This is a genomic window from Pseudomonas sp. R1-18 (assembly GCF_051132095.1).
GTDB lineage: Bacteria > Pseudomonadota > Gammaproteobacteria > Pseudomonadales > Pseudomonadaceae > Aquipseudomonas.
In genome coordinates, this window is record NZ_CP071658.1 from 4442844 (window position 1) to 4469548 (window position 26705).

The 26705-nt window shown below is 61.3% G+C and carries 20 protein-coding genes; 6 read left to right on the forward strand and 14 right to left on the reverse strand.

Annotation, left to right across the window (positions count from 1 at the left end; translation table 11 throughout):
• Window positions 1–64 precede the first annotated feature (64 nt).
• Window positions 65–955, reverse strand: coding sequence for a LysR family transcriptional regulator (locus J3P77_RS20280; protein ID WP_434678355.1), 891 nt, complete (start codon window positions 953–955; stop codon window positions 65–67).
• An 86-nt stretch (window positions 956–1041) separates the two neighbouring features.
• Here J3P77_RS20280 and J3P77_RS20285 point away from each other — a divergent pair, with 86 nt between their 5' ends.
• The 4 genes from J3P77_RS20285 to J3P77_RS20300 are packed head-to-tail and all read left to right on the forward strand — an operon-like array spanning window position 1042 to window position 4409.
• Window positions 1042–1374 carry an SMR family transporter gene (locus J3P77_RS20285; RefSeq protein ID WP_434678356.1) on the forward strand — a complete coding sequence of 111 codons (333 nt, stop codon included), beginning with the start codon at window positions 1042–1044 and terminating at the stop codon, window positions 1372–1374.
• 48 nt (window positions 1375–1422) lie between these two features.
• Window positions 1423–2598 (forward strand): NAD(P)/FAD-dependent oxidoreductase, encoded by a 1176-nt coding sequence (locus J3P77_RS20290; protein WP_434678357.1) that lies wholly within the window; start codon window positions 1423–1425, stop codon window positions 2596–2598.
• The gene (locus tag J3P77_RS20295) at window positions 2595–3410 is read left to right on the forward strand and encodes an aldo/keto reductase (protein WP_434678358.1); all 816 of its coding nucleotides are present in this window, start codon (window positions 2595–2597) and stop codon (window positions 3408–3410) included. The genes J3P77_RS20290 and J3P77_RS20295 overlap by 4 nt, the downstream gene beginning before the upstream one ends.
• A 36-nt stretch (window positions 3411–3446) precedes the next feature.
• Complete coding sequence (locus tag J3P77_RS20300) at window positions 3447–4409, forward strand: metal ABC transporter ATPase (protein ID WP_434678359.1); 963 nt, start codon at window positions 3447–3449, stop codon at window positions 4407–4409.
• A gap of 10 nt (window positions 4410–4419) precedes the next feature.
• On the opposite strand, the gene hldE is transcribed toward J3P77_RS20300, so the two are convergent.
• Together hldE and msbA are read right to left on the reverse strand one after the other, a co-directional pair.
• A complete protein-coding gene (gene hldE, locus J3P77_RS20305; RefSeq protein WP_434678360.1) occupies window positions 4420–5841 on the reverse strand; it encodes a bifunctional D-glycero-beta-D-manno-heptose-7-phosphate kinase/D-glycero-beta-D-manno-heptose 1-phosphate adenylyltransferase HldE in 1422 nt (473 codons plus the stop codon).
• Between the two features lie 159 nt (window positions 5842–6000).
• Window positions 6001–7803 (reverse strand): lipid A export permease/ATP-binding protein MsbA, encoded by a 1803-nt coding sequence (gene msbA / locus J3P77_RS20310; protein WP_434678361.1) that lies wholly within the window; start codon window positions 7801–7803, stop codon window positions 6001–6003.
• A gap of 116 nt (window positions 7804–7919) precedes the next feature.
• Here msbA and J3P77_RS20315 point away from each other — a divergent pair, with 116 nt between their 5' ends.
• Window positions 7920–8558 carry a toluene tolerance protein gene (locus tag J3P77_RS20315; protein ID WP_434678362.1) on the forward strand — a complete coding sequence of 213 codons (639 nt, stop codon included), beginning with the start codon at window positions 7920–7922 and terminating at the stop codon, window positions 8556–8558.
• Window positions 8559–8599: 41 nt separating this feature from the next.
• On the opposite strand, the gene J3P77_RS20320 is transcribed toward J3P77_RS20315, so the two are convergent.
• From J3P77_RS20320 to J3P77_RS20340, 5 genes are read right to left on the reverse strand one after another with little or no spacing between them, the layout of a single operon-like run.
• A complete protein-coding gene (locus J3P77_RS20320; RefSeq protein ID WP_434678363.1) occupies window positions 8600–9763 on the reverse strand; it encodes an O-antigen ligase domain-containing protein in 1164 nt (387 codons plus the stop codon).
• The gene (locus J3P77_RS20325; RefSeq protein WP_434678364.1) at window positions 9753–10526 is read right to left on the reverse strand and encodes a glycosyltransferase family 2 protein; all 774 of its coding nucleotides are present in this window, start codon (window positions 10524–10526) and stop codon (window positions 9753–9755) included. Before J3P77_RS20325 ends, J3P77_RS20320 begins: the two co-directional genes overlap by 11 nt.
• A gap of 32 nt (window positions 10527–10558) precedes the next feature.
• Window positions 10559–11515 carry a glycosyltransferase family protein gene (locus J3P77_RS20330; RefSeq protein ID WP_434678365.1) on the reverse strand — a complete coding sequence of 319 codons (957 nt, stop codon included), beginning with the start codon at window positions 11513–11515 and terminating at the stop codon, window positions 10559–10561.
• 16 nt (window positions 11516–11531) lie between these two features.
• Window positions 11532–12662 (reverse strand): glycosyltransferase, encoded by a 1131-nt coding sequence (locus tag J3P77_RS20335; RefSeq protein WP_434678366.1) that lies wholly within the window; start codon window positions 12660–12662, stop codon window positions 11532–11534.
• Window positions 12646–14403, reverse strand: a complete 1758-nt coding sequence (locus tag J3P77_RS20340; protein ID WP_434678367.1) for a carbamoyltransferase family protein — start codon at window positions 14401–14403, stop codon at window positions 12646–12648. The genes J3P77_RS20335 and J3P77_RS20340 overlap by 17 nt, the downstream gene beginning before the upstream one ends.
• 304 nt (window positions 14404–14707) lie before the next feature.
• Between J3P77_RS20340 and J3P77_RS20345 the strand changes: the two genes are divergently transcribed.
• Window positions 14708–20728 carry a dermonecrotic toxin domain-containing protein gene (locus tag J3P77_RS20345; RefSeq protein WP_434678368.1) on the forward strand — a complete coding sequence of 2007 codons (6021 nt, stop codon included), beginning with the start codon at window positions 14708–14710 and terminating at the stop codon, window positions 20726–20728.
• A gap of 35 nt (window positions 20729–20763) precedes the next feature.
• On the opposite strand, the gene J3P77_RS20350 is transcribed toward J3P77_RS20345, so the two are convergent.
• Genes J3P77_RS20350 through waaC form a run of 6 tightly spaced genes read right to left on the reverse strand, consistent with a single transcriptional unit; the run spans window position 20764 to window position 26704 of the window.
• Window positions 20764–22203 (reverse strand): lipopolysaccharide kinase InaA family protein, encoded by a 1440-nt coding sequence (locus tag J3P77_RS20350; protein ID WP_434678369.1) that lies wholly within the window; start codon window positions 22201–22203, stop codon window positions 20764–20766.
• On the reverse strand, window positions 22203–22982 hold the full coding sequence (locus J3P77_RS20355; protein WP_434678370.1) for a lipopolysaccharide kinase InaA family protein: 780 nt from the start codon (window positions 22980–22982) through the stop codon (window positions 22203–22205). Before J3P77_RS20355 ends, J3P77_RS20350 begins: the two co-directional genes overlap by 1 nt.
• A complete protein-coding gene (locus tag J3P77_RS20360; protein ID WP_434678371.1) occupies window positions 22979–23713 on the reverse strand; it encodes a lipopolysaccharide kinase InaA family protein in 735 nt (244 codons plus the stop codon). Before J3P77_RS20360 ends, J3P77_RS20355 begins: the two co-directional genes overlap by 4 nt.
• Entirely contained in the window at window positions 23713–24519 is an 807-nt protein-coding gene (rfaP, locus tag J3P77_RS20365; protein WP_434678372.1) for a lipopolysaccharide core heptose(I) kinase RfaP, read from the reverse strand. The genes J3P77_RS20360 and rfaP overlap by 1 nt, the downstream gene beginning before the upstream one ends.
• The gene (locus tag J3P77_RS20370; protein ID WP_434678373.1) at window positions 24516–25640 is read right to left on the reverse strand and encodes a glycosyltransferase family 4 protein; all 1125 of its coding nucleotides are present in this window, start codon (window positions 25638–25640) and stop codon (window positions 24516–24518) included. The genes rfaP and J3P77_RS20370 overlap by 4 nt, the downstream gene beginning before the upstream one ends.
• The gene (waaC, locus tag J3P77_RS20375) at window positions 25640–26704 is read right to left on the reverse strand and encodes a lipopolysaccharide heptosyltransferase I (protein WP_434678374.1); all 1065 of its coding nucleotides are present in this window, start codon (window positions 26702–26704) and stop codon (window positions 25640–25642) included. Before waaC ends, J3P77_RS20370 begins: the two co-directional genes overlap by 1 nt.
• Window position 26705: the final 1 nt, after the last annotated feature.

A 26705-nucleotide genomic window follows, 5' to 3' on the forward strand; every position in this document is an offset into this window, starting at 1 on the left:
GGCGGAGTCTACTAGGAAAGGGCGAAAAAGTTATGCGCGCGGTTGCGAATCAGCAGCGAGTGACCTAACCGATAGCCTGCAAATGTTTGGCAAACCGCTCGGCCAGCCACTGCCCGGCGGGGCCCAGCGGTTCGTCACGGCGCCAGGCCAGCTCCACCACCAACGCCGGTGGACGCCAGTCGCTTGCCAGCTCGATCATGTGCGTCTGGTAGGTCGGGTACTGCACAACGTGGCGCGGCAGCCACGCCCACCCCAGGCCCCGCATCAACAGCTCTGCCATTGCGTAGAAGCTGTCAGCACGCCAGACCTGCGGGCTGATCGCCTCGCCGCCCGGGTAGTCGCTGTGTTGTGGCGTAATCAGCAGCTGCCGATGCCGCGCCAGTTGCTGACGCGTCACCCGACCGGCACTCGCCAAGGGATGACCTGCCGCGCAGACGGTGACCATTTCCACGCTGCCCAGCGCTGTGCGTTCCAGCGACTCGGGAACCTGTTCGTGATGAAAAAACAGGCCGAGATCGGCTTTACGCTCTTCGAGCTTGCGCGCTACATCGCCCTGAGCGGCGCTGGCCAGTTGCACCTGCAGGTAAGGAAAGCGACTGGCCAGTTCGTCCAGGCTGTCGATGACCGGCTGATAGGGCATGGCTTCGTCCTGAGCAACGCGCAGCAAGGCTTCCTGCCCCCGCATCAGCGCCCTCGCCCTGCCATCCAGCCGCTCGCATTGGCGCAGCAGTTCGCGGGCGTCTTCCAGCAAAGCGGCGCCGCTGTCGGTAAGACATGGCTGACGACCGCTGCTGCGCTCGAACAGGGTCACACCCAGGTCGGTTTCAAGCAAGGCAATGGCATTGCTGACAGCCGACTGCGCTTTGCGCTGCTCTCTGGCCACGGCGGAAAACGAGCGCAATTCCGCGACTCTCAGGAAAAGACGCAATTGTTCGAGATTCCAGCGGTCCATCATCAACCTATCTTCATACCAGATGGGTAATGACTTTATCCCATCTGCTCAAACTCTAGAATGCCTGCATTATCAGAGGAGCCTGAATCATGAATGCCTACTATCTCCTGGCCATCGCCATCACTGCCGAAGTCATCGCCACCACGTCGATGAAGGCCGTCAAGGGCCTCAGCACGCCGCTGCCACTTGCATTGGTGATCATCGGGTATGCGATTGCGTTCTGGATGCTGATCCTCGTCGTGCGCACTATTCCAGTGGGCATCACTTACGCGATCTGGTCCGGCCTGGGCATCGTGCTGGTCAGCCTGGCAGCGTTCTTCGTTTACGGCCAGAAACTGGATTTGCCTGCGATGCTGGGCCTGGGTCTGATCGTGCTTGGCGTGGTAGTGATCCAGCTGTTCTCGAAAACGGCCGGGCATTGAAAACCCGATCCCCTATAATGGACGGATTCTTCATCCACCGAGGTGCCCATGCCAGCTGTTATTTCCACTGACGTCCTGATTGTCGGAGCCGGTGTAGCCGGTCTCTGGCTCAATGCCCGACTGCGTCGTCAGGGGTTCTCGACAGTCCTGGTAGAGAGCGCGAGCCTGGGTGGCGGGCAGAGCCTGAAATCTCAGGGCATCATTCACGGCGGCGCCAAATATGCGCTACACGGGGCGCTGTCCGGCGCGTCGGAAGCCATCGCCGATATGCCGCGTCGCTGGCGCGAAGCGCTGGCGGGCAAAGGCGAGCTGGATCTTGCTGGCGTGCGCATTCTGTCCGAAGCGCATTATCTCTGGTCACCGGGCACCATCGCCGGCAACCTGACCAGTTTCTTTGCCAGCAAGGCGGTCCGCGGGCGGGTCGATCAGGTCAAGGGCGACGAGCTGCCTCCCGCGCTGCAGAATCCACGCTTCAAGGGCAAGGTCTATCGGCTTGCCGAACTGGTGGTCGACGTACCGAGCCTGATCCAGCGCCTGGCCGAGCTGGCCGGTGACAGCCTGTTGGCCGGCCAGCGCATCGAGCCGTTGCTCGACGAAGGCGAACTGGCCGGGCTACGCGTCGACGGCCGCGACATCCGCGCGCAACGCATCGTGCTCAGCGCCGGCGGCGGCACCGCCGACCTGCTTCAGGCACTGGGCGTGTCGCAACCGCAGATGCAGCGCCGCCCGTTGCACATGGTGCTGGTCAAGGGCCCTACCCTCAAACCACTGTTCGCCCACTGCCTGGGCGGCGGGCCAAAACCGCGCATTACCGTCACCACCCATCCTGCTGCCGATGGCCAGTGCGTCTGGTACCTGGGTGGTGATCTGGCCGAGGCCGACGGTGTGGCTCGCGAGCCGGCGGCGCAAATCGCCGCGGCCCGCAAGGAGCTGGAGTCCCTGCTGCCATGGGTCGACCTCAGTCAGGCGCAATGGGCAACCTTGCGGGTGGACCGCGCCGAGCCTGCGCAGTCCGGGCTGGTCCGGCCCGACAATGCTTTTCTGGATGTGCAGCACCGTCTGCTGGTGGGCTGGCCGACCAAACTCGCGTTGGCGCCGGATTTCGCAGACCGTGTATTGGCGAGCCTGTCCAAAGACGGCATTCATCCGACGCCGCAACCGGCATTGACTGACCTGCCCCGTCCGCCGCTGGCGACGCCTGTATGGGACCAACTGCTGCCATGAGTCTGAAAACCCTGCACGACCTGCACCGCCCGCTGGGAAGTAGCGGCCTGAACGTTTCGCCGCTGGGCCTGGGCACTGTCAAACTTGGCCGTGATCAGGGCGTGAAATACCCCAATGGCTTCACGATCCCCGACGATGATCAGGCACGCATGCTGCTGAAGATGGCGCGCGACATGGGGATCAACCTGATCGACACCGCGCCCGCTTACGGCACCAGCGAGCAGCGCCTCGGGCCGCTGTTGCGCGGCCAGCGCCAGGAATGGGTCATTGTCAGCAAGGTTGGCGAAGAGTTCGAAAACGGCGAATCACGGCACGACTTCAGCGCCGCGCACACGCGCCTGTCGGTCGAGCGCAGCCTGAAGCGCCTCGAAACCGATTTTCTTGATCTGGTACTGGTCCACTCTGACGGCAACGATCTGGCGATTCTCAACGAAACAGCGGTATATACGACCCTTGCCGAGCTCAAGCGCGAGGGCAAGATTCGCGGTTTCGGCTTTTCCGGCAAGACGGTCGAAGGCGGACTGCTGGCGCTGCGCGACGGCGATTGCGCAATGGTTACCTACAATCTCAATGAACAAGGCGAAAAGCCGGTACTCGACTACGCTGCCGCTCATGCCAAGGGCATTCTGGTCAAGAAGGCTCTGGCCAGCGGTCACGTCTGCCTGAGCCCCGGGGTCGACCCGGTGCAAGCCAGCTTCGAGCTGCTGTTCGAGCACCCTGGCGTAGCCAGTGCTATCGTCGGGACCATCAATCCGCTGCATCTGGCGCACAACGTCGCCAGCGCCGCCGCCGTGATATGCCGTCAAGCCTGATGTAGGCGGCCGACCCCAACGCAAGAAGGAGCCGATATGCCGCGAACTTTGATCCGCAAGAACCCCAGCAACTTCAAGACCCTGCCGCTGTTCGTCGAAGCCACCTCCGAAAGCCTGAGCTACCAGAGCATCGGGATGCCGATGAACTTCGCTCAGACTCTGCAGCGTCGCCGCAGGCTCGACGTCCCGGACACTGAGCACTTCGCGACGGAGCTGGCCAATCTTGGCGTATCGATCCGCCTGACCATCAGCTGGCAGAACCGTGATTACTGGGTACTGGTGCGCCAGCGACGCCAGGACCGTGGCGATGTGGTACTCAAGCTGATCTCCGGCTATGTGCCTGCGCATGAGCTCAATCTGCCGTTACACACAGCCATTCAGGAAGTCGCCGAAGAATGCCTGATCGAGACCCCGCAAGGCTGGCTTAGCGGACGTTTCAAGGACACCTGGCTGCCCGCGCCCTACGCCGCGGCCCTGCATTATCGCGAAGCGATGCCTTTTCGGCTGACGCCGTTGTCCGGTGCCGCGCGCCCGATCATCTGTGGCAGCATGCCGTTGATCGAGCGGCCGCGCGCTTACGTGCATCTGCCGACGGCTTCTTTGCAGCTGATCTACGACATGCGTCTGGAGATCCCCAAGGACGCCCGCCCGGTCAGCCTGTTTCACGTGGATGAGGCGCTGGAAAACGACGAGCTGGTGGCTCGCCTGAATCGAAGCAAGCCGGACCTGTACCTGATGCCGCTGGAGAACGGGGCGCCGCTGCCGGAGCTGTACACCCTCAAGCACGACAAGCTGACACCGGCCAGCACCCGCGGGCTTTATCTGGCTGAAAGCTTCGCGGTGCAGGACGGTTGGGTGGTTCGCGACGAACGTATTCGCTGGAAAGACTGGCTGCGCCAGCAAGGCCTGACCCCGGCTCCGAAGAAGAGTGGGCTCAAGCGCCTGACCGTGAAGGCCCGGGCGCTGCTGGAGCTGGCGCGAAGCAGTTTGAGCAAGTGACCCGAGCGGGTCACTGTTTGCGGATTTTCTCGACGATGGCGGTTGTCGAGCTGTTTTCCACCAGCCCCAGAACCTTCACCTCGCCGCCATACGCTTGCACGATGTCGGCGCCGACGACCTGATCGATTCCGTAATCACCACCTTTGACCAACACATCCGGCTTCACGTGGGCAAGCAGGTTTTCCGGCGTGCCTTCCGGGAAGCTGATGACCCAGTCGACTGCCCCCAGACCTGCCAGCACAGCCATGCGACGGTCGACGCTGTTGATCGGACGACCTGGCCCTTTGAGACGGCTGACCGACGCGTCGTCGTTGACCGCCACGATCAGGCGATCACCTTGCGCACGGGCCTGTTCCAGATAGGTCACGTGACCGGCGTGCAGAATATCGAAGCAGCCGTTGGTGAAGACGATCTTTTCCTTGTGCGCCCGCGCATCCTCGACCGCCTGTTGCAGCTGCTCAAGCCCCAGCACGCCACGCTCCGAGCCTTCTTCACGCTGGATGGCGCGACGCAGTTCAGGGGCACTGATCGCCGCGGTACCCAGCTTGCCGACCACGATACCCGCCGCCAGATTCGCCAGGCCTACCGCATGTGGCAGCTCTTCCCCGGCAGCGATGGCCGCCGCGAGGGTGGAAATCACGGTATCGCCGGCACCGGTCACGTCGAAGACCTCACGAGCACGCGCCGGCAAGTGGAGCGCGTTCTGCTCGGGGCGCAGCAGGGTCATGCCATGCTCGCCACGGGTCACCAGCAGCGCGCCCAGTTCAAGCTCTTCCATCAGCTGAGCACCTTTGGTGACCAGCTCGGCTTCATCGACGCAATGGCCGACGATCGCCTCGAATTCGCTCAGGTTCGGCGTGATGATGGTGGCGCCCCGATAGATCGCGAAATCCTTGCCTTTCGGGTCAGCCAGCACCGGAATGCCGCGCGCTCGCGCGGCCTGGATCAGCGCCTGGTGATTTTTCAGCGCGCCTTTGCCGTAGTCGGACAGGACCAGCACTTTGATACCTTCAAGCAGGCTGTCGACTTCTGCACCCAACGCCAGCGCATCGGTGGCGAACGGCTCTTCGAAGTCAATGCGCAGCAATTGCTGGTGACGGCTCATGACCCGCAGTTTGACGATGGTCGGCTGGTTGGCAATGCGCTGGAAGCGGGCAACGACGCCGGCGGCCTGGAGGCTGTTGGCCAGACTGTCGGCCGCCTCGTCTTCGCCGGTGACACCCACCAGCGAAGCAGGCGCGCCGAGGGCTGCGATGTTCAAGGCCACGTTGGCCGCACCGCCGGGACGATCTTCGATCTGATCGACCTTGACCACCGGTACAGGCGCCTCGGGAGAAATCCGCGAGGTACCACCATGCCAGTATCTGTCGAGCATGACATCGCCCACCACCAGGACAGGCGCTTGATCGAAACGCGGCATGGACAACTTCATCGAACAACCCGTACTAAGAATGAACAGGGGCGGAATCTTAGCACAGGGTTTAGAACAGACTGATCCTTGGGTGCTGTAGAAAGTCTCCGGTCAGGCACAAGAGTAGGCGTCTGCGCCAATACTGCACGTAAATCGGGCAGCGAACGCCGCCCCCGAGGATCAGACCGCGCCGACCGGTGCCGGCTCATCCAGGCCCATGGCGTGCAGGCGCGAGTAGTAGCCATTCTGCGCCAGCAGCTGGGTATGGGTGCCGCGCTCGACAATGCGGCCCGCATCCATGACCAGAATCATGTCGGCCTTCTCGATGGTCGACAGTCGGTGCGCGATGACCAGCGTCGTGCGACCTTTCATGACCTGATCCAGTGCCGCCTGAATGTGCCGTTCGGACTCGGTGTCGAGAGCCGAGGTGGCTTCGTCGAGAATCAGCAGCGGCGAGTTTTTCAGCAGCGCGCGTGCAATCGCCAACCGCTGCCGTTGACCGCCTGAAAGCAGCACGCCGTTTTCGCCGACCTGAGTGTCGAACCCCTGCGGCAGCTGATCGATGAACTCCTTGGCGTAGGCGTCGGCGGCAGCTGCTTCGATATCCGCACGCGGAGCGCCGGCCAGATCGCCGTAGGCGATATTGTTGGCCACGCTGTCGTTGAACAACGTCACGTTCTGGGTGACCTGCGCGATGTGACGACGCAGGTTACGCAGTCGATAGTCGTTGATATCGACGCCATCGAGCATGATGCTGCCGGTTTCGTGCCCGTAGAAACGCGGGATCAGATTCGCCAGCGTTGACTTGCCACTGCCTGAGCGGCCGACCAGAGCGATCATCTGACCGGGTTCAGCCGAGAAACTGATGTCGTTGAGCACCTGGCGCTCGGTCTGCGGGTAGGTAAAGCTCAGGTTGCGAACTTCCAGCCTGCCGCTGACACGCTCCAGTTCGATGCTGCCGGTATCCACCTCAGGCTGCACATCCAGCTGCTCGAAGATGCTCTCGGCACCGGCGACACCTTTCTGGATGGTGGAGCTGACTTCCGAAAGCTGGCGAATCGGCTTGGGCAACAGCCCGGCGGCAGTGATGTAGGCGACCAGATCGCCCGCCGAGGCCTCGCCGCGCAACAGCAGCACCAGAAACATCAGCACGGCCATGGCGGTGTAGATGACCAATTGCAGCATCGGCGTGTAGATCGCGCCGGTACGGGTCATGCGCAGCTGCTTCTCGGTATTGCCATTGCTGGCGCGCGCGAAGCGGTCCTGCTCGTACTGCTCGCCGCCGAAGCTGCGGACCACGCGATAACCCTGGATGGTCTCGGAAGCGACGTGCGTCACGTCGCCCATCGCCACCTGGATCTTCTTGCTCTGTTTGCGGAATTTCTTGCTGGCGGTGCCCACCATGACGGCGATCAGCGGCAGGATCGCAAGCATCACCAGAGTCAGCTTCCAGTTCATCCACATCAGATAGACGAACAGGAACACCACGGTCAGGCCCTCGCGGATCACCACCTTGATCGCATCCGTCGCGGCACCCGTCACCATGGTGACGTTGAAGGTAATGCGGGAAATCAGGTGGCCCGAGTTGTGGGTGTCGAAATAGCGGTTGGGCAATACCAACAGCTTGTTGAACAGTTCCACCCGTAGATCGTGCACCAGGCCCAGCGATACCTTGGCCAGAAAGTAGTTGCCGAGAAACGAGCCGAGCCCTTGCCAGGCGGCGATCAGTACGATCAACAGCGGCACGGCCTGAAGCAGTTTCAGGTCCTGGAGATAAGGTACGTTCGGAAACAGCACCGCGTCCGGATTGGTCAGCCCGTCAACGAAATACTTGAGGATTCCCGCCAGCATCGGCTGGGTAGACGCGAAAATCACAAAACCGAGGATGCTGAGGGCAAAAATGCCTACGTATGGACGCACATAGGACAGCAGCCGAAAGTAGATTTTCACGCTGGAGGTGGCGGACGATTCGGAGGGTTTCATGAGAATCCGTCGTTTCAAAAAGAGGCCGAATTGTATCACAGGCGGGTTTCGGCGCTGCCTGCTGCGGTAACATAGGCGGCCGTCCAGACCTTGGGGCGTAGAAAACCGGAGTATCGATGCAAGCGCTTGACCACGCCCACTACCTGAACCTTGTTCAGGGCGCAGAAGTCCTTGAAGCCGATGGCACAGGCGACAAGGTGCTACGCCTGACGGACGGCTCGATGTTGAAGCTGTTCCGGCGCAAGCGGGTCGTCAGTTCGGCAGCCTGGTACCCTTATGCCCGACGTTTCGCCGACAACTGCCGGACGCTGGCCAGTCGGGCGGTGCCGTGCCCGCAAGTGCGCACTGTCTACCGAATCGCGGAGATCGCGCGCGATGCGGTGCACTACGACCCACTTGCCGGCCGCACCCTGCGCCAGCTGCTGGGTGACGCCGCCAGCGATGATGATTTGCGCATGCAGCTGGGCCGCTTTATCGCCAGCCTGCACGAGAAGGGCATCTACTTCCGGTCGGCGCATCTGGGCAATGTCGTCCTCACTCCACAGGGCACGCTGGGGTTGATCGACATCGCGGACATGAAGAGCTATCGCCGGCCGCTGCGCAAACACCTGCGCCTGCGCAACTTCAAACACATGCTGCGTTATCCGCAGGACAGGCAGTGGCTGCTCGGCGGGGCCAACCCCGCGTTCCTCAACGGCTACCTGAGCGCTCAGACTGTCTGCACGGCAAGGGAAGTGGTCCAGGCCATGGGCTAAAAAAATGGCCGCTTCAGGAGTGGCCATTGCTGTAACACGCGTTATCGCTCAAGCCGGCGATGCTGCACAACCCGCCCGAGCACCATCGCCGCAGGCAGCAGCACCAGAATCCACAGCTCATCGGGATTGCCGATCAGCTTGGCGCCGTCGAAGTTGAGCATTACCAGCGCACAAGCCAGGTACAGGCCCCAGCCTTCGCGCAGGCGCGCGGCGTTCCACAGGGTCGCCGCCATCACGACCAGAAACAGCGCCAGCGAGACTGCGCCGGTATAAAGCCCCATCGAAACAAAGATGCTGTGCGGGTGCTGGATCGGCATGCCACCGGCCAATGTCTGAGTGGTACGGAACTCGACCCCGCAACCCAGAAGCCAGCCGCAATTGCCCCACTCGCCGGTCATGATCTTGAAGAGCTCGATCCGATAGGAATCGCCCCTGGCGAGCAGCAGTTGCACCCACTGCTCGTCCTTGACGACCCAGAATCCGACCACTGCCGCGGCTGCCAGCGCCAGCAGAACCACGGCGCTGCGCTTCGGCCACAGATAGAGCGAGCGCAACGCGCACACCCCGAACAGGAATGCCGCGCCAACCAGCGCCGTGCGGGTCTGGACGATAAAGGCGGCCACCAGCAGGGTCAGCACCACCGCGCAACCCGCTTCGACCCAACGCTGGTCCCGCTTCCAGACCGGCAATGCCAGGGCAAGGCAGCAGACCATCCAGCCACTGGCGTAGATCACGTTTTCCATGCGCGCAGGAAGAAGATCAACACGCTGACCAAATTCGAACCGGCCTGTCACCCAACCGTAAACACTGACTGCGAGGATATACAGGCACACTGCCCAGAACTGCACGCGGATAAAGTTCGCGCTGCGGAAAAAGCCGTTGTCGGCGAGCCCGGCGATGACGCAGACAAACAGGCTGACGTACAGAATGTGCTTGAAGAACTGAAATTCGCCCGCGACCGAGGCCGGGACCAGAAACCAGGCCATGAACACGGCCCACGCCACGCCCAGCGGCTGGCTCATCACTCCGGCACCGCGGTGCTTGAGTACGAAGAACAGACCGGGCAGCGCAATCAGCGCGTAGAACAGGTTATTGGTGACTTTGGCGGATGAGTTCAGGATGAAGCTCAGGAGAAAGATCACAAGTGTCGCGCTGAAATAGATTTGTACTTTGCTCTTGGCAATACCCGAACGATCAACTGACATTATTAAGCAACCAACCTGTGACAAGCCCAAGGATCGCCACGCCGATCAGCTTGATGCGATCCCGGCGCTTGCGACGTTGTTTGTTGAGCCGTTCCTGCGGTATTTCGACGTGCTCGCCGAAACCGGTGTGCAGCACGGCATCATTTTCGAGAATCAGAGCGTAACGGTTTTCCGAAGCGAACAATTGTGAAAGCTTCTTCTCCCCGCCGTGGCCCGAGTACGGAGCATGCTGCTGGTAGTCAGCCAGCCGCCGCAGCCCCGGATTGAAGGAAAACCCCTGCCACTCCGGCTTGTGAGAGCCCAGTTTGTAGAACGGGATACCCTCAACTACTTCGCGCTCATGAAGAAATACGTAAGGGCTGTGGACCTGCAGATCATGGTTGTAGCTGCGCAGCCAGACCTGAAGCGCCTGGGGATCGTGCTGCAGGAGCGTCATCGAGTCTTCGATGAACTGCGGACGGTAGAAATCCCAGTCGTCCTCGCAGTGAAAGATCCAGGACGTTTCGACCAGGGAATAGGCTGCATCGATCGAACGCATCTGGCCAAGCTTGGGGTTGTTGATGATGAAACGGGTGTGCGGGCGCCAGTGTTCGGGGATGCAGTCGCGGACCTGAGCGTCACCGGAGTCTTCGGTAATCAGCACGTGGCGCATGGACGCGGTATTGAAGCGATCAAACGTCGCCAGGGTGCGCTTCAAGAGGTCGAATCGACCGCAACTGGTCACCACCAGCGTGATGTCGCTGTTTTCGCTGAAAACCATCATTCGTTCCCAATCACTGAATATTCAAAAACCGCTTACCCAAGCCAGCGCGACCGCAGACGGTCGATCCAGCTGGCTGAGGGCATGGCCCGCAGAGGCGCGCGCATCGCTTCAACGATGGCTTTCCCAAGGGCATGGAAGGTAAAACGCTCCTCGACCAGAGCCTGCCCGTTGCGCGAGATTTCGCTCGCCAGTTCCGGCTGTTCGCGCAGTCGGGCCAGCTTCTCACGCAGCTGGGGCACGTCGCGGTAGAGCACGATGTTGTGCATATCGACGAAGCCCAGGGCGCGGTTCTCTTCATCGCCCTGGTCGTATGCCAGCAGCACACAGCCGCACGCCATGGCCTCGAAGTTCTTGATCATGTACTCGCCCATGCCTACATCCGCGCCGACGAAAAAGCGAATGCGGTTCAGCGTTTCGCAATACTCGGTGCCGGAGTTGGTTCGGGTAACGACCAGCGGTTCGACAAGCGCCAGCTCGTCCAGTAGAGCCTTGCGCCCGCTATAGGCGCCACTCTTGGTGCTACCAACGAAGGCCAGCTCGATATCACGCTCGCGCCCCTGGCCTTGCAGCAGGGTCTGGTCGTAGCCCTTGGGCACGAACACCGCATCGAAGCCTTCCTGACGCAACCGCTGGCTGACCACGAAACCCGAGCAGATGACCCGTACCCACGGCATCTGGCGATAGTGCGCGCTGAACTTGCCGCTGTACTTGCCAGGAGTGTAGTTCTGGTAGGCGTCGTGTTCGAGGATGACCAGATTGGGAATCGTGCGAATGAAGGCGGCTTGACGGATTTCCTGCTTGAAGCGCAGGAAGAAGACGATGCGGTCATAGCGCGTGACGTCCACTTCACGCCGGAAATAGCCACGCAGGTTGCGCTGTTGCTCGGAGCTGAGCCAGCGCACTTCGCACTCGCTGTGCGCGGCGATGCCTTCATAAAGCCGATCGAGGATGACGCGCTGTTCTTTCTGGACGAGCAGTAAGACTTTCATTGTTTTCCTTGCAGCGCTACGCCTGCTGAATCAGGCGGGTAACCAGCGGCAAGCGCCAGAAAACGTCGCGTACGGCGTGATCGGAAAAGCGCTCGCGCAGGCGCGCCAGCATCTGATCGGCACAGGCCTGGCGCTGCCCGGCGTCCAGCCCGGCCAGGTGAACCAGGCACTGGGCCAGGCGTTCGGCGTCCCCCAGCCCGAACAGCAGGCCGACGCCCTCGACCACTTCCCTGGCACCGCCGCAGGCCGTGGCGACCAACGGAACGCCGGCGACCATGGCTTCCAGCAACACCATACCGAAGGGTTCGTGATCCGAACTCAAGGCAAAGACGTCGAACGCCTTGAAATAACGACGAGCTTCGGGCACTTGTCCCAGGAACAGCACATGCGCGCCGATGCCCAGTTCCAGCGCCAGATCCTTGAGAGACTGTTCCAGCCGTCCCTTGCCGAGAATCACCAGCTGGCTGTTTTCAGGCAGGTTCGGCAATGCCAGCGCAAAACCGCGCAGCAGCGTTGCCTGATCCTTGTCCGGATGCAGCCGCCCTACGTTGCCGATGATCCAGGCGGTGGGCGAAAGGCCCAGCTCTGCCCTGGCATCCTCGGCGCTGAACTGGCTGCCTTGCAGCTGCTCGATATCGACCCGGTTGTACAGGGTCTGGATACGTTCGGCTGGCCAGAGCGGCAGATGCTTGCGCAGGTCATCGCGTACCGCGTCGGATACGCCAAGCAGGCTCAGGCGCTTCTGAAACATGCGCGCGAAGAGCTTGCGAGTGCGTCGCTGGTAATCGCCGATCGCGTGGTGCACGCCGATGATGGGCAGACGTGTCGCCAGTGTCGCGATGTAGACCGGCTTGAACCGATGGGCGATGCAGAAGCTGAACGGACGCGAGGCCGCGATCCGCCGCAGGTCGCGAATGGCGCCCAGTTTCAGGCCGCGGATGGCGCTGGAGCTGTAGCCCAGGAACAGCACTTCGTCCGACCCGCAGTCGGCAACGACGTCCGGGTCGGACGCGCCGGTCAGGAACACCGTGGTTACCCGGTAGCCCTTGCCGGCGAACAGACTCGCGTATTGACGCGCGCAGTCCAGAAACGGCCCGTCATAGCCGTGACAGAACTGCAGCACATGACGTTCAGTCGAGCGCGTCATAGGTCTCCACGCCGTCCTTGACCACCAGAATGTCTTCCATGATCAGATATTGCAGGTCGGAGCCGAAGAACATGTTCAGCGCGTCGGTCGGCGAGCAGATCATCGGCTCGCCACGACGGTTGAGCGAGGTATTGAGCGACACGCCGTTGCCGGTCAGGTCTTCCAGCGCCTTCATCATGTCGTAGTAGCGCGGGTTGTATTCCCGCTTGAGCACCTGGGCGCGGGAAGTGCCGTCTTCATGGACGACTTCCGGCACGCGGGCCTTCCACTCTTCAGCCACTTCAAAGGTGAAGGTCATGAACGGTGCCGGGTGATCGATCTTGATCATCTGTGGCGCGACGGTATCGAGCATCGACGGGCAGAAAGGCCTCCAGCGCTCGCGGAACTTGATCTGGTGGTTGATGCGGTCAGCCACACCGGCCACGCTCGGGCAACCGATGATCGAACGACCACCCAGCGCACGCGGGCCGAACTCCATGCGTCCCTGGAACCAGGCGACCGGGTTGCCCTCGACCATGATTTTGGCGATGCGCTCTGGGGTATTCTCGATCTGGCGCCACACCGGCTTGCTCGGGTGGCGAGCGCAGGCGGCGATGACGTCTTCGTTGCTGTAAGCCGGGCCGAGATAGACGTGTTCCATCTTCTCAACCGGCACGCCACGGGCGTGGGAAACATACGCTGCCGCGCCCACTGCGGTACCGGCGTCGCCGGAAGCGGGCTGCACGAACAGTTCCTTCACTTCCGGGCGCGCGATGATTCGCTGGTTGAGCTTGACGTTCAGCGCACAGCCACCGGCAAAGGCGATCTTGCCGGTTTCCTTGAGGATGTCGCCCAGGTAATAGTCCATCATCTGCAACGCCAGCTTCTCAAACAGCGCTTGCATGCTGGCGGCGTAGTGGATGTAAGGCTCGTCGGCCACATCGCCAACGCGCTTGGGGCCTAGCCATTCGATGAGTTTCGGCGAGAAGTAGAAACCCTTGCCGTTCTCTTTGTAGCGACGCAGGCCGATTACGTTGGCCAGTTCGGTGTTGATCACCAGTTCGCCGTTCTCGAAGGTCGCCAGACGCGAAAAATCGTACTTGCTGGCGTCGCCATACGGCGCCATGCCCATGACCTTGAATTCGCCATCGAGCATTTCGAAACCCAGAAACTCGGTGATCGCGCCATAAAGGCCGCCCAGCGAGTCCGGATCGAAGAATTCCTTGATCTTGTGGATCTTGCCGTTCTCGCCATAACCGAAGAACGTGGTGGCGTATTCGCCCTTGCCATCGATACCCATGATCGCGGTTTTCTCTTTGAAACCGGAGCAGTGGTAGGCGCTGGAAGCATGGGCCAGGTGGTGCTCGACCGGCTCGATCTTGATCTTCTTCGGATCGAAGCCCAGTTGCTCAAGGCACCAGACGATCTTGTTGCGATAACGCTTGTAGCGGCGGTTGCCCATCAGCAGCGCATCAAGCGCGCGATCCGGGGCGTACCAGTAACGCTTGGCGTAGTGCCAGCGGGCCTTGCCGAACAGGCTGATCGGGGCGAACGGGATGGCGACCACATCGACATCCGAAGGCTTTATGCCTGCCTGTTCGAGGCAGAACTTCGCAGACTCGTAGGGCATGCGGTTCTTTGCATGCTTGTCGCGAACGAAGCGCTCTTCTTCGGCCGCTGCTACCAGCTTGCCGTCAATGTAGAGCGCGGCCGAAGGATCATGGCTAAGGGCGCCGGACAGGCCAAGGATCGTCAATGCCACTGGGGTTTAGCCTCTTTAGTCTGCATGCGGGCGTCGAGCGCCCGGAAAATATGTGCCCCGCAAGGTCGACCGGGGACAGCTAAAGGGCGGGATTATAGCGTAACGGCCAAAGATTTGGCTCGGGCTGAAATATCACCGGCAGCCTGCCCGACACGCGACCCTGCGCCAGATCCTCTGTTTTGCAGTGCGATAACTATGCATGCCTTTTGTCCGTCGGTTTCTGATTGATTGAACGCCATTACTGCCGGCTCGCCGGAATCAATCAAACCCCAGCACCTGAAGTGCTCCTATAGAAAGCAAAACGATGCAAACGATATTTCCTGCCTCACGACTCCTGGACGATACCTCCTCCGCTGCTTCAGCCGCTCTGGACAGGCTCAGGGCGCTCAACGTCAGTCTGCAAGCCGAGCTGCAAGCGCTGCCCGTGCCTGACGAGGTCCTGAGCGCGGTCGCCGCTTCGGACAGCGTCCTTGTGGAACAGCGGACATCCGCCCTGCTGCGGCAACTCGACGCCTACTGGGATGCGCCCAGTGCATCGGGCGAGACGCGATACGAGAAGCTCCTGTCCGCCATGCCATCGGCCTTGCGCGATGAGCTGACGATCAAGATCCACGAGCGCGACCTGTCACCCGCGCATGAAGCTTGCCTGCCTTCTCTGCATCGTCGTGTGGACGGCCCGCAAATGGTTCCAACCACGCACTACGCTCTGCATGTGCAACTTGCAGATGACGAGCCGGTCGAGGTGGCGGGCGCGCTGGTGATGGTTCATGAGCAGGGCCAGATCCTGCTGGTGTTGCCTGGTATCGGCGCGACGGGCTTCAGCAGCCTGGCGGACCTGCGCAAGACACTCGTCCAGTGGCTCAACGATCCAGACCTGAAAGGTGCTGTACTCGACAACATAGAACAGCGTCATCAGGACCTTCTGGCGGAGCTGGACAGCGATCCGGACCAGCACGTCGAGCCTTTCTCCGCGGCCGACCTGATACTCGCACCAATCATCGACTCTCCCTACATGCACGCCATCGACCGTTTGCTTGCCAGACAGCGTGCAGACGTCCGCTACATCTGCGCCTTGCCGCTTGACGGGAAGCCACGTCACAAGCGCCTTGCGGATGCCATCGGCATGCCAGTCCTTCTGGGCCCGGGCCCGATGCTGGAACGACGGGAACTCGCCGATCTGGAGAAGCAATACCGTCGCAGCCTCCCGGACTGGCTCAGATTTGCCGCACAGGAAGACCAGGAGGCTTATGCCGAGCGCCTTCAGCAATACGATCACGCTCGTACGGTGACAGCCCGTACCCTCAATGCCGCCGCATCCGTGGAACAATTCGCCAGGGCCCAGCTGAGCCTGCGCCTGGCCAATGACCTGGGGTACGACCTGGATCCGGATACCATCACGACCATCACTCGACGAACCCTGCCCGTGACCGGTGAGCCCTATACGGTGAGCCGTACCCTGACGGAACTGGCCCTGTACGGCCTGCATCCCGGCGATCGCACGGCGGGCTCGGAATTTCTGGAAACCACGACCTTGATGCATGGCCAGTCGCCGCTGCAGTCCGATTACTCGTCCCTGACCCCATCCTGGCTGGCCAGCGCCATAGAGGAACTCGACCTGCGGGTAACCTTCGGGACGTCTCAACAAGCGCAATACCGCAAAGAACATAACCTGCAGCTCATGCATTTCCTGTCTGGCCGACAGATCAACGCGCTGGCCCATGCCGCAAAACTGCAAGGCCATATCAGCGCCGAGGATCTGGCGACAGTCGAAACAGCGATGAGTCAGGCCGACACATCCGCGCTGAGCTTGCTCGCCCAGAGAGTCAGGCTGCACCGACATGAGATGAGCAAACTGCTGATCATTCGCAGGGAAAGCCAGACCGGCCAGCTGCAGCGATTGATCATGATCGCCATGGATGCCCCGTCGTCCCGATGCTTCTGGGGGTTCGACAATGAAATCCAGCTTCTCAACGAACTGGTCGGCTGGTCGAAATCGGACGAGCTGTGCAAGTACCTGCTTGAGCAGGTGGAGGTCGACAGCCGCCCGGCGCTGGCCTCACAGCTGGCAGCGCTGAAGCTCAAGCCCTCACCTGCCAAAGACTTCCTGGAACTGGTCGGCCTTTCGGACATCGATCACGGTCTGATGGATCTTGCCGAACGACATGCCAGCGTCGCCCTGTCGGAACAGGAACGTCACACTCCCCAGTGGTTCAGAAACGCCAGCCTCGAACAGCGCCAGGAGCTGCTCGCTCTGGAAGACGCGGTCAACGGAGCGCGCCGCAACTACGAGGCCAAGCTGCACACCTATATACAGCCGTTCAAGGACTACGTGCATGACCGGGCCAGCATCCAGATAAGCAAATTGCTCGGGGTGCCTGTTGGCAGCGTAGATCCCGACCTTATTATCGTTACGACCGAACGTGAGACAGTGACCTATACGGACCTGTTGCTCAACGGTTACGACGACAGCCTGGGCATGGTCCGCAGCACCGCCGACCGACAGGCAACGTTTTCAGGCCCCGCGGGCGTGGATCTGCGAGTACTCTCGGCCGAAAAGGTCGCTGCCTCGGTGCGTGGCAAATGGCTCGGCGACGACTACTGCGAGCTGGTCAGCACTACGCTGCTCGACAGTGATTCGACGGGTTATGAATACCGTCGCAAGACCAGTCTGCTGATGACTCAGTTGCAGATGAAAGGGGCCGCCTTGCGCAGCCTGCTCAAGGGTCATATCGACGAGGCCCGGTATCAATGGCTACGGGACTCCATCAACCACGCGCACCTGAGCGACACCCGAACCCGCCAGCAGTATCCGCTGTACCCCTTGCAGATCCATGTAGACAAGCCGTTCATAGCCTCCCGGCTGGAAGGTGTCGATCAGCTCGTCATCGCCGACACTCATCTGACCCATGTGGAAACCGTGCAGGGTTGTATTGCCGTTCTTCCCATGTCTATACGGCAGGCGGCCGTGCTGTACACACCAGAGGCGCCTGACGGCGTCGAGTTCCGTCCGTTCAGCGCTTTCACCGAGTCGCTCAATACGCCGGGCATGGCCGATTACTACAAGGACCGATGCCGTGTCGCATCGCGCCAGACCCTGTCGTTCTTCCTCAGAGACATGCAGCAAGGCAACGGTGCCAAAGCGCCCTTTTTGCCCAAAGAACCGATTTCCGACTTTGCCGACACCTGCTTCAACCGCCCGGTGCTGCGCAAACTGCGTGACGTGAAGGAGTCCACAAAAGGGCGTAGCGACATGCTTTCGGCGCTGGTCTGGAACAGCGTCGAGGTGATAGTCACTGTTGCGACTCTGCCTTTCCCGCCAGCCAGCTTCGCCGTGGGCGTTCTGCTGTCCCTGCATGACTCCGTGCGCGCACTTCAGTCCTTGCGCGACGGAGACAGCGAAGCTGCCTGCGCCTACATCCTGACCTCCATACTCAACAGCCTGGGGGCCGCCGGCGACCTGCATTCAGGCCTCAAGGGTTTCGGCAGCGTGGCGCGCCAGATCGCTCCGCCTTCCTCCCCCGCCGCGCGCCCGGTTCAGCGGGCGCTTTCATTGCCCTCCTACGACGATCTGTACCCCAAGACCTTCCGCGACAAATCTTCGATAGCCGCGAAACCCGGGGCCAAAAGCTACCTCGCAGGCATGAACAAGCCCGGCGCTGCGAAACAGCCTGTGATTGCGCCTTCCGGCACGGCTTCTACTTCGCCGTTCGGCGCGCGCGCAGTGTTCGAGGTCGACCTGTCGTTGGAAAACGTGTCACGCCTCACCGAGGGCCATGCAAGAGGCACCTGCATAGTCGACGGCAAGTATTACATCGAACTGTCCGGCAAGACTTTCGAGGTGCAATACGACGCGCAGATACGCCACTGGCAGGTGATCGATCCGCAAAACCCGTTTGCATTTTTCGGCAAGCAGCCCGTCCGCCTCGACGAACAAGGCGCCTGGCAGGTCGCTGACCGTCCGGGGCTGCTGGGCGGCGGGCTGGACAGTCCGCCAAGCTATCGCCCGCTGGCCGAGGAAGAAGCGGCTGCCAGAAGCACCACACAAAGCGACTACGAGCTGCCCGAATCGCTGCGCAAGCACATGAAGACCATCATTACCGGAGAAGTCTATGACCCGGTCGGAATAGAGCCGGAGTACTTCGAGAGCATCTTCACGGAGATCCGCCAGACATTCACCGCGCTGCGGGAAAACCTGTATCGGGACGCCGATACATTTTTCGACGCTCCGGTTTTGCCGCCGCGCCCCCCGCTGCCAACCCTGGCACCCGGAGAAACGGTCGACACGCTAGTGGAGCGTCTGTTTGCCGGCAGCAACGGTCTGGTTCTGAGCGAAGCGCCAAAATCGGTCGCCAGCAAACGACTCCTCATCCAGAACATGCCGCTGCTGGCCAAGGAGCGGGTCGAAATTCTGTACATCGAACACCTGTTTACCGACAAGCACCTGCCAAAACTTGCCAAGTATCGCCAGCTGGGCAAGAAGACCCGCTCCGGCTCCCATGAAATCAAGGACCACCTGGAGCACATCAATGACAAGGTTCTGGACAACAAGACGACAGAGTACGACTACTACCACCTGATCAAGGCTGCTCACAGGCATGGCATCGAAGTCCGCCCGTTCAGCTCATCGATCAGCTATCCGCATGCCGGGCATCCTGTCGCGACGGCTGCCGACGATGCGGCCGCAGGACAGAAGATGAGCCTGTTTTTCGGTCACAAGGTCATTTCCGGCGATGTGCTCGCCGATTCCACGAGACGTTGGGTGGCTCTGCTCGACGAAAAGCTGGCGATCACCCAGGGTCGGCTCCCCGGCATTGCCGAACTCGAAGGTGTACCCAGCGTTCAGGTGCAGGACGTTGCGACCGGAAGTCCGACGCGGATCAAGGCCGCGGCTCCAGGTACCGCGGCAACGGACTTCACCGTAGAGTTCGCCAATCCGCTGATTATCGCGCCCCCGACGGCTCTGCCCCCCAGCGCTCCGGTCGATCTGGCTTTGCTCAAGGCAATGGGCAAGCCGCAGGGCACCGAAGCGGGAGAACGCTGGGCAGGCGAATACGGGTTTCGATGGGACCAGGCCGATGGCTGGCACCGTATAGAACCGGAGCAATGGTTGCCCGCCAGCCCGCCGACCTCGATCCAGCAGTCACTGGCGGACGCCCAGTACGAAGTGCCTGTGGCATACCGCAAAACCCTACACGAGCTGGCGCATTTCGAGCGCAGAGGACTTGATCAGCATTACTTCATTACCAACCCTGAGCACAACGCGGTCCAGGAAATATTCTTCGCAGTGCGCAGCAGACTTCAGAAAGATGCCCGCAATATCGTTATCGCAGAACTGCCGCCGCGCCCGACAATGCCGGACGTCGAGCCGCAAATCCCTCAAGCCGACTTCCTGGAAAGGCTTTACCAGCACACTGATGGCGTGGTGATCGGCGAAACGCACTCATCGGTGGCCAGCAAACAATTGATCATCGACAACCTGCCTGCTTTGTCGCAGCAGAACGTCAAGACGTTGTACCTGGAACATTTGTTGACGGACCTGAATCAGGCGGATCTGGATCGCTTCTTCGAAACCGGCCAGATGAGCAAAACCTTGCTGCATGATCTAAAAAAGCTTGATAGAGGCCATAGAACCGATCCGAGCGGGGTCTATACCTTCGAGCGATTAGTGATCAGAGCGCAGCAGCATGGCATTGAGATCCGCTCCATAGACTGCGCGGCCAGTTACCACCTCAAGGGAATTCCGGGAGAGGCTCCCACGACCCGCGAGCAGATGATGAACTACTTTGCATCGCTCACCATCCGCAAGCATCAGGAAGTCATGGGGTCGCACAAATGGATCGCTCTGGTAGGCAATAGCCACTCCAACACCTACCAAAACCTCGTACCGGGCCTCGCTGAACTGGAAGGCGGCATCGGGCTGCGTGTCATGGAAGTACCGCCCGGCGAGTACAGGATCACCCGCGACCTGGGAGAAACGGTCAGAATCCCTCTGACCAGCGAGTCCGTGCGCATCAAAGCCGATTACCTGGTAGAAATGGAAGTGCCAGGAGCGGTACGAACCACCCGTCAGCCTTTGCAACTGCCTGCATCCCTGCGACTGAGCCATCCGGGAATGTTCGTGATCGAAGAAGCGGAGGACGGCATGCGCTCCGTCGTCCACCGATCACGCGACACCAGCATTCAGCGAACGCCCGTGCTGACCAACGCTGACGGCAAGCTTTATGTGGAGCGCCCCAGCTGGAAAGGCGTGCATCTGACGCCTTACAACGACATCGATTCGCTGATAGACGCACTGGAGCGGATAAACCTGACGTTCGTGGCCTGACAGCGAAAAACCGGGCCCGTCACCGGGCCCTGGTTTCATACCTGCGAGGGCAAGCGCTGCTCCAGCAATTGGCGCAGCGCACTGGTCTGCGGCCAGTTGCGCATGAAGCGCGCCCGGTCGCGGGCAAAGGCCGCGGCAAACGAAGCCTGGCTGCTGTGCTGCTGCATGGCATCCAGGTCGATCAGCGCCCAGTGATCCTCTTCCCAAAAAATATTGGTGCCCTTGAAGTCGCCATGACTGATGCGTTCGGCAATCAATTGCGAGAACAACAGGTCCAGCGCTTTCAGATCGCTCTCCGGCACATCCCCCGATTCCACGAAAGGCGCGAAACGTTCGATGATATTCGGCCCATTCAGTGTTTCGGTGATCAGATACGCCTTGCTGCGCAGACCGAGGAAACGCGGTTCGCGCACAGCAAGTGGTTTAGGTGTGGCGATGCCCAGGAACATCAGTCGATTGCCTTCGCGCCATGAATGCGCGGCCCGGCTCGGACGCCAGAAACGCTTGAGCCAGTGGCTGAGATCCTTGATGTTGTAGCGCTTGATCACTACCGAACGACCGCCGACCTCAACCCCCGCGACGCTTGAGGAATTACCGGTCTTGTACGGTTGGCCGCGCTCCACCAGCTCGTCGGCCTGCTCCAGAACCGGCAGCAGAGCCGCCTGCTCTTCACGCCGGACAGCCTGAAACAGCGAAGCGTTGTCGGTAACGCTGAACAGGCTGCAATCGCGCCCGGTCTTGCTGAGGAAATCCTTGAGGCGCCAGCCGCGAACCTTGTCGATCTGCTTCTGCAGCGCTTCCATCGGCAAGCCATGTTCGGCGTTGCTCAACAGATAATGCACCAGCAGCTCTTCGGTGAACGGCTCGAACGCCTTGGGCAACTGGGCGAAGAAGACACCCAGGTTCTCCAGTACTTTCTGCCGTGACAGCGGCTTCCCGGCCTGTTCGACGCAAATCCCCGCGCCGTCGATCAGATACAGTTGCCCCGCATGACGCAGCAGGTTGTCGAGGTGCAGATCTTCCTGCCACAAGCCTTTGGCATGCAGCAATGCGATGGCGGTCAGCGCCTCGGCAAGCACCGCCTGCTGTTCATCGGCCAGCGGCGGCAGGTGTTCGACCTTGGCCCAGGCAGCGCCGAGGCTCGGCGCATTTTCCAGCCACTCGAAGAGCAGCCAGCCGCCTTCGCCTTCCTGCAACCCGTCGGCAAGCAGCAGAGGTGTAGTCATGCCTTGCCCGGCCAGCAAGCGCACCCCGGCCAGCTCTCGCTGAAAGTGACGCGCCGCCTTGCTGCCGACCAACAGCTTGGCCAGCACCGGCCTGCCGCGCCAGACGCCCGCGCCCACGTAGCGTTGCCCAGGCAGCACGCGCAGCAAGGTCAAGAGTTGCAGTTCGGCCGGCCCGGCTGCGTCGGCCAGTGTCAGGCTGATCGGCAGTTCCGGAGTGCGTCCGGCATTCTTGAGTTCAGACAAACGCATCAGCGATTCTCTTTCTGGTCACGGTATTGATGGTCGCGCTTGTGCTGCCCACGCTTGCCAAGCCGCGCATTCCACCCGTCGACCTGCGCGCTGTCAGCTGCGGCATGCAGATAAGCCGCCAGGAGTTCACGACGCTCGCTCTCGCCCCACATGGGCGCGCGGCGCAGCAGAGGTTCCAGATCCTTGATCAGGTCGCGCTTGCCAAAGATGGCCGGGCGGGTTTTCTCCAGGTCGATCAGCTGAGCCTGATAACGGTCGCCCTGGTTCTGCAGAAAAATATGCTTGGGATAGAAACACCCGTGTATCTGCCCCGCGCCGTGCAGCGTATGCGCCAGCTCGCCGCATGCACTGAGGATAGCGGCTCGGGCGCCACCGGGCAGCTCGTGCCAGCGCGTCAGGATCGCATCGAGGTCCGTCCAGCCGTCCAGCGCGCGGGTCATCAGGATGGCCTGACGCTCGCCGTTTACCCGACGATCACCGTAGAAAGCTGCCTGCAAAGCGGGGATACCGAGCTTCCGATAACGGCTGATGTTGCGAAACTCCCGCGAAAATGACGGTTCGCCAAGCGGGTGATGCAGCGTGTAGGTCAGGTAGTTGCTCTGGCGCTTGAGGTAGAAACCCTGGCCTTCCAGGTCCAGCCGATAGACGCTGCTCCAGCCACCGCGCCCGGTATTGGGCTCATCAACGGCATCCAGCTGCATGTTCCACAGCGCGTGAAAATCCGCCAGACCATGGCGCTCCAGCAACTGCCGGTCGGCGCTGGCAATGAAAACGCTCATTCGCGTCCCTCGAAGAAACTGATGACATGACGGATGCGCTTTTTGTCGGAGGCATTCAGACGCGCTCGCTGCCGGTATTGCAGGTAAAAGCGCAGGCGCTGGGTGGCCGACAGGTGATATTTGGCGACCTTGTCCAGGCAGGCAAGGTCTTTGGTTATCCGGTAGCGCAGCATGAAGCTCCACCAGAACGCGCCATTGGGGCAGTCGATGAAGAACAACCGGCCTTGATCGTCGACCAGCAGGTTGCGCCACTTGAGATCGTTGTGGGTGAAATGCCGGTCGTGCATCGCCCGAGTGCATGCGGCCAGCTGGCGGCTGATGCTGTCGACCCAGGCTCGGTCATTCAGCCGCGGGTCCTTGCGCTTGGCGACTGCGGACAGGTCTTCGGTATTGGGCAGTTCTCGGGTGATCAGCGCACCGCGATCATAGGCCGCGCCATTGCGCTCCAGACCCCAGGCCACGACTTCGGCAGTGGGAATACCCCACTTGGCGAAACGTTTGAGATTCTGCCACTCGGATTTGACCCGGGGCTTGCCCAGATAACGGCGCAACCCTTTACCCGCGCCGTTGTAGCGCTTGACGTAATAATTGATTCCACCACGCTCGACGCGGATCACTTCCGAAAGCGGATCGCGGGTCAGCGGCTGGCCTTGCAGAGCGAATACTGCATCCAGGCTGCCAAAGTCCTCAGCGAGAGCGTCGTATTCAGGCTCCAGAATCCAGCCTGCCATCAGAGCGCGCCTCCGTAGCGCAGCTTGCGCTGATACAGCTTTTCAGCCTTGCGCTCCAGCCAGACCAACAAGGCGGCTTCCTGCGTCAGGATCTCGCGCAGCGGCTTGAGGAAGTACCCTTTGAGAAAGCGCAGCTTGTCGCGGCGGGTCAGTCCGATGTCCAGCGCCGAGTAGTACAGCGCACCCAGATCCTTGTTGCGCCAGCGCGGGGTAATCGCACGGCGCGTTTGCGCGCGGTGCAGGTCGATGACCGAAAGGCGGAAGTCGTCGGCGGTCACCGGTTTGTCGGTGTGCAGGAGGAAATGGCATATGTAGCAATCGCGATGGTTGACGCCCGCTCGGTGCATCATCCCGACCATGCGCGCCACTTCGGCGATCAAGGCACGCTTGAAACGAGGCTCGGGCGGCTCAGTGCGCCAGTTGACGGTCAGGTCTTCCAGGCTTTCGGTGGGCGCCAACTCTTCGGTAACGATGAACGAGTGTTGCGCCGCCGGGTTACCGCCACGCTCGCCGTAGGCCACGGCGGTCATGGTCGGAACGCCGACTTCCTGCAGGCGAGCAATGGCTTCCCATTCCTTGCCCGCGCCCAGCACCGGCAGTTTGGCGGTGGCGAGATTCTTGGCGATTTCGCCCCAACCGATGCCCCGGTGGATCTTCACGAAATAGCCGCGGCCCTGGACCTCGGTGCGCAGCGTGCGCCGGCCTTCGAGTTCGCGATACACCTTGCCGTCGAGTCGCTCGACTTCGACGAAGGCGTCGCGCCCCGCCCACAGGCTCTTGAACGGTTCAGCCAGGAACAGTTTCATCGATAGTGCTCCGCCAGAATCACATCCGCCGCGTGCTGCGGCATGCTGTACAGGTCCGCTGTCTCGGCGTAGGCCAGCCCGTTGCGGCTCCACGTGCGGCGCGCTTCCTGGTCTTCAAGCATGCCGGCCAGATAACGATTGAGCTGCGCCTGCTCGAACGGCTCATCCAGCACGCGGCCACAATCGGCCTCGGCAATGTAATGAGCGTATCCGCAAACCGCGCTGACCAGCACCGGCAGACCGGCAACCAGCGCTTCGAGCAGTACGGTTCCGGTGTTTTCGTTGTAAGCCGGATGAATCAACAGGTCGGCCCCGAGCAGGAAACGCGGGATATCGCTGCGGCCTTTCATAAAGGTTACGTGGTCGCCCAGGCCCAGTGCGGTGCTCTGCAATTGGAATACCTTGGGGTCGTCCTGACCGATTACAAACAGGCGCGTGCGTTTTTTCAGCTCTGCCGGCAAAGCGGCCACCGCCTTGAGGCTGCGGTCCACGCCTTTGGTCTTGAAGCCCGAACCGATCTGCACCAGCAACAGGTCGTCATCGGCCAGCCCGAACTCCTTGCGAAATTCGGCCCGGATCTGCGGTGCTTCCGGCGGCGCGCGACGGTCTTGGGAAATACCCGGTGGCAACAGATGGAAGCGCGACAGCGGGGTGTCGTAGTGCTTGATGAACAGCGGCTGCTGGACTTCGGAAATCATCAGCACCTGAGTCTTCGCGTCCCGGGCGAACACGGCACGTTCGTACTCGGCGAAGTGACGGTAACGGCCCCACTGACGATAGAGCGAGTTGCGCAGGTTCTGGGCCTTGTCCTCGAAGCAGCCGTCGGCGGCGTAATACACGTCCAGCCCCGGCATCTTGTTGAAACCTATCAGGCGGTCGACCGGACGTCGGGCCAGGTCCGCCGCCATCCATGCGCTGAGCTTTTCGTTGCGGCGATGGTTGAAGAAGGCTTTCACCGGCGCGACCAGCACCTCGAAACCCGGTGGGATATCGCCTTCCCAGATCAACGTGTAGACCCGGATCTGATGGCCGCGCTGCTGGCATTCCAGCGCAATGCGCATGAAGTCCCGTTGCAGACCGCCGAACGGAAAATATTTGTACAACACGAATGCCAATTGCATCAGACAGGTTCCTTTGCCAGCAACAGCGCGCCCAACTGGCTCGCTACCCGCTCGGGATTCAATGGAGTGAAACACAAGGGCCACTCGCGTTTCACGTCAAACCGACGCTGGTCTTCAGCGGTCGGCTGGTAAGTACATTTCTTTTGCAGGCAGGGCGCGCAGCCGGGGTAATCGGCAGCCAGATGCACCTGCGACTGGCCGTAAGCGCCGGTCAGCCCCGGATTCGTCGGGCCGAACAGCGAAATGGTCGGCACATCCAGCGCCGCGGCCAGATGCCCGATTCCAGTATCGACCGCCACGCAGGCCCGCGCGCTGGCCAGCACCCTGGCGACGCCGGCCAGGTTAAGCCTGGGCAGCACTTGCGCGTGGTCCAGCCCTTCGGCAATACGCTCGGCACGGGCTTTTTCCACCGGGTTGCCCCATGGCAGACGCACTTGCAGCCCGCGCTCGCCCATCAGCTCGGCCAGCTGGCGCCAGTACAGCTCGGGCCAGTGTTTGCTGTCCCAGGTGGTGCCGTGCAGAAAAAGCACAAAAGGCGACGCGCCGGCATCGTCGGCGGCGTCCAGTCGCTTGAGGCCGTACTGACCCATTTCGGTGGGAAGCTCGTAACCCAGCGCCTGAGCGAACAACTGCCGCAAACGTTCCACCGCGTGCTGGCCGCGAGCGACCGCTATCGGACGATCGTAAAAACGGCTGGCCAGCGGCTCGCGTGCCGACTGACGATCAAGCCCGGCCACCGGCGCATCCGCATATCGGGTCAACCAGGCGCTCTTGAACAGTCCTTGGGCGTCGATCACCAGGTCATAGCGGGTTTGCCGAATGCTGTGTTTGAAGCGCGTCCACTCACCGGACTTCAGCGTCTGCCAGATATTTTTGCGCCAGCGGCGGATGGCCACCGGAATCACTTTGTCGACAGCCGGATGCCAGGTGGGAATCTCGGCGAAACCTTCCTCGACCACCCAGTCGAAGCGAATACCCGGCAGCGCACGCGCCGCATCGGTCAGGGCGGGGAGCGCGTGAATCACGTCACCCAGCGAAGAAGTCTTGATCAGCAGTACCCGCAAG

What these genes read in the sequence shown, in the direction of transcription:
- J3P77_RS20280 (WP_434678355.1), bottom strand. Translation starts at nt 955, where the DNA reads ATGATGGACCGCTGGAATCTCGAACAATTGCGTCTTTTCCTGAGAGTC.
- J3P77_RS20285 (WP_434678356.1), top strand. Translation starts at nt 1,042, where the DNA reads ATGAATGCCTACTATCTCCTGGCCATCGCCATCACTGCCGAAGTCATC.
- J3P77_RS20290 (WP_434678357.1), top strand. Translation starts at nt 1,423, where the DNA reads ATGCCAGCTGTTATTTCCACTGACGTCCTGATTGTCGGAGCCGGTGTA.
- J3P77_RS20295 (WP_434678358.1), top strand. Translation starts at nt 2,595, where the DNA reads ATGAGTCTGAAAACCCTGCACGACCTGCACCGCCCGCTGGGAAGTAGC.
- J3P77_RS20300 (WP_434678359.1), top strand. Translation starts at nt 3,447, where the DNA reads ATGCCGCGAACTTTGATCCGCAAGAACCCCAGCAACTTCAAGACCCTG.
- hldE (WP_434678360.1), bottom strand. Translation starts at nt 5,841, where the DNA reads ATGAAGTTGTCCATGCCGCGTTTCGATCAAGCGCCTGTCCTGGTGGTG.
- msbA (WP_434678361.1), bottom strand. Translation starts at nt 7,803, where the DNA reads ATGAAACCCTCCGAATCGTCCGCCACCTCCAGCGTGAAAATCTACTTT.
- J3P77_RS20315 (WP_434678362.1), top strand. Translation starts at nt 7,920, where the DNA reads ATGCAAGCGCTTGACCACGCCCACTACCTGAACCTTGTTCAGGGCGCA.
- J3P77_RS20320 (WP_434678363.1), bottom strand. Translation starts at nt 9,763, where the DNA reads ATGTCAGTTGATCGTTCGGGTATTGCCAAGAGCAAAGTACAAATCTAT.
- J3P77_RS20325 (WP_434678364.1), bottom strand. Translation starts at nt 10,526, where the DNA reads ATGATGGTTTTCAGCGAAAACAGCGACATCACGCTGGTGGTGACCAGT.
- J3P77_RS20330 (WP_434678365.1), bottom strand. Translation starts at nt 11,515, where the DNA reads ATGAAAGTCTTACTGCTCGTCCAGAAAGAACAGCGCGTCATCCTCGAT.
- J3P77_RS20335 (WP_434678366.1), bottom strand. Translation starts at nt 12,662, where the DNA reads ATGACGCGCTCGACTGAACGTCATGTGCTGCAGTTCTGTCACGGCTAT.
- J3P77_RS20345 (WP_434678368.1), top strand. Translation starts at nt 14,708, where the DNA reads ATGCAAACGATATTTCCTGCCTCACGACTCCTGGACGATACCTCCTCC.
- J3P77_RS20350 (WP_434678369.1), bottom strand. Translation starts at nt 22,203, where the DNA reads ATGCGTTTGTCTGAACTCAAGAATGCCGGACGCACTCCGGAACTGCCG.
- J3P77_RS20355 (WP_434678370.1), bottom strand. Translation starts at nt 22,982, where the DNA reads ATGAGCGTTTTCATTGCCAGCGCCGACCGGCAGTTGCTGGAGCGCCAT.
- J3P77_RS20360 (WP_434678371.1), bottom strand. Translation starts at nt 23,713, where the DNA reads ATGGCAGGCTGGATTCTGGAGCCTGAATACGACGCTCTCGCTGAGGAC.
- rfaP (WP_434678372.1), bottom strand. Translation starts at nt 24,519, where the DNA reads ATGAAACTGTTCCTGGCTGAACCGTTCAAGAGCCTGTGGGCGGGGCGC.
- J3P77_RS20370 (WP_434678373.1), bottom strand. Translation starts at nt 25,640, where the DNA reads ATGCAATTGGCATTCGTGTTGTACAAATATTTTCCGTTCGGCGGTCTG.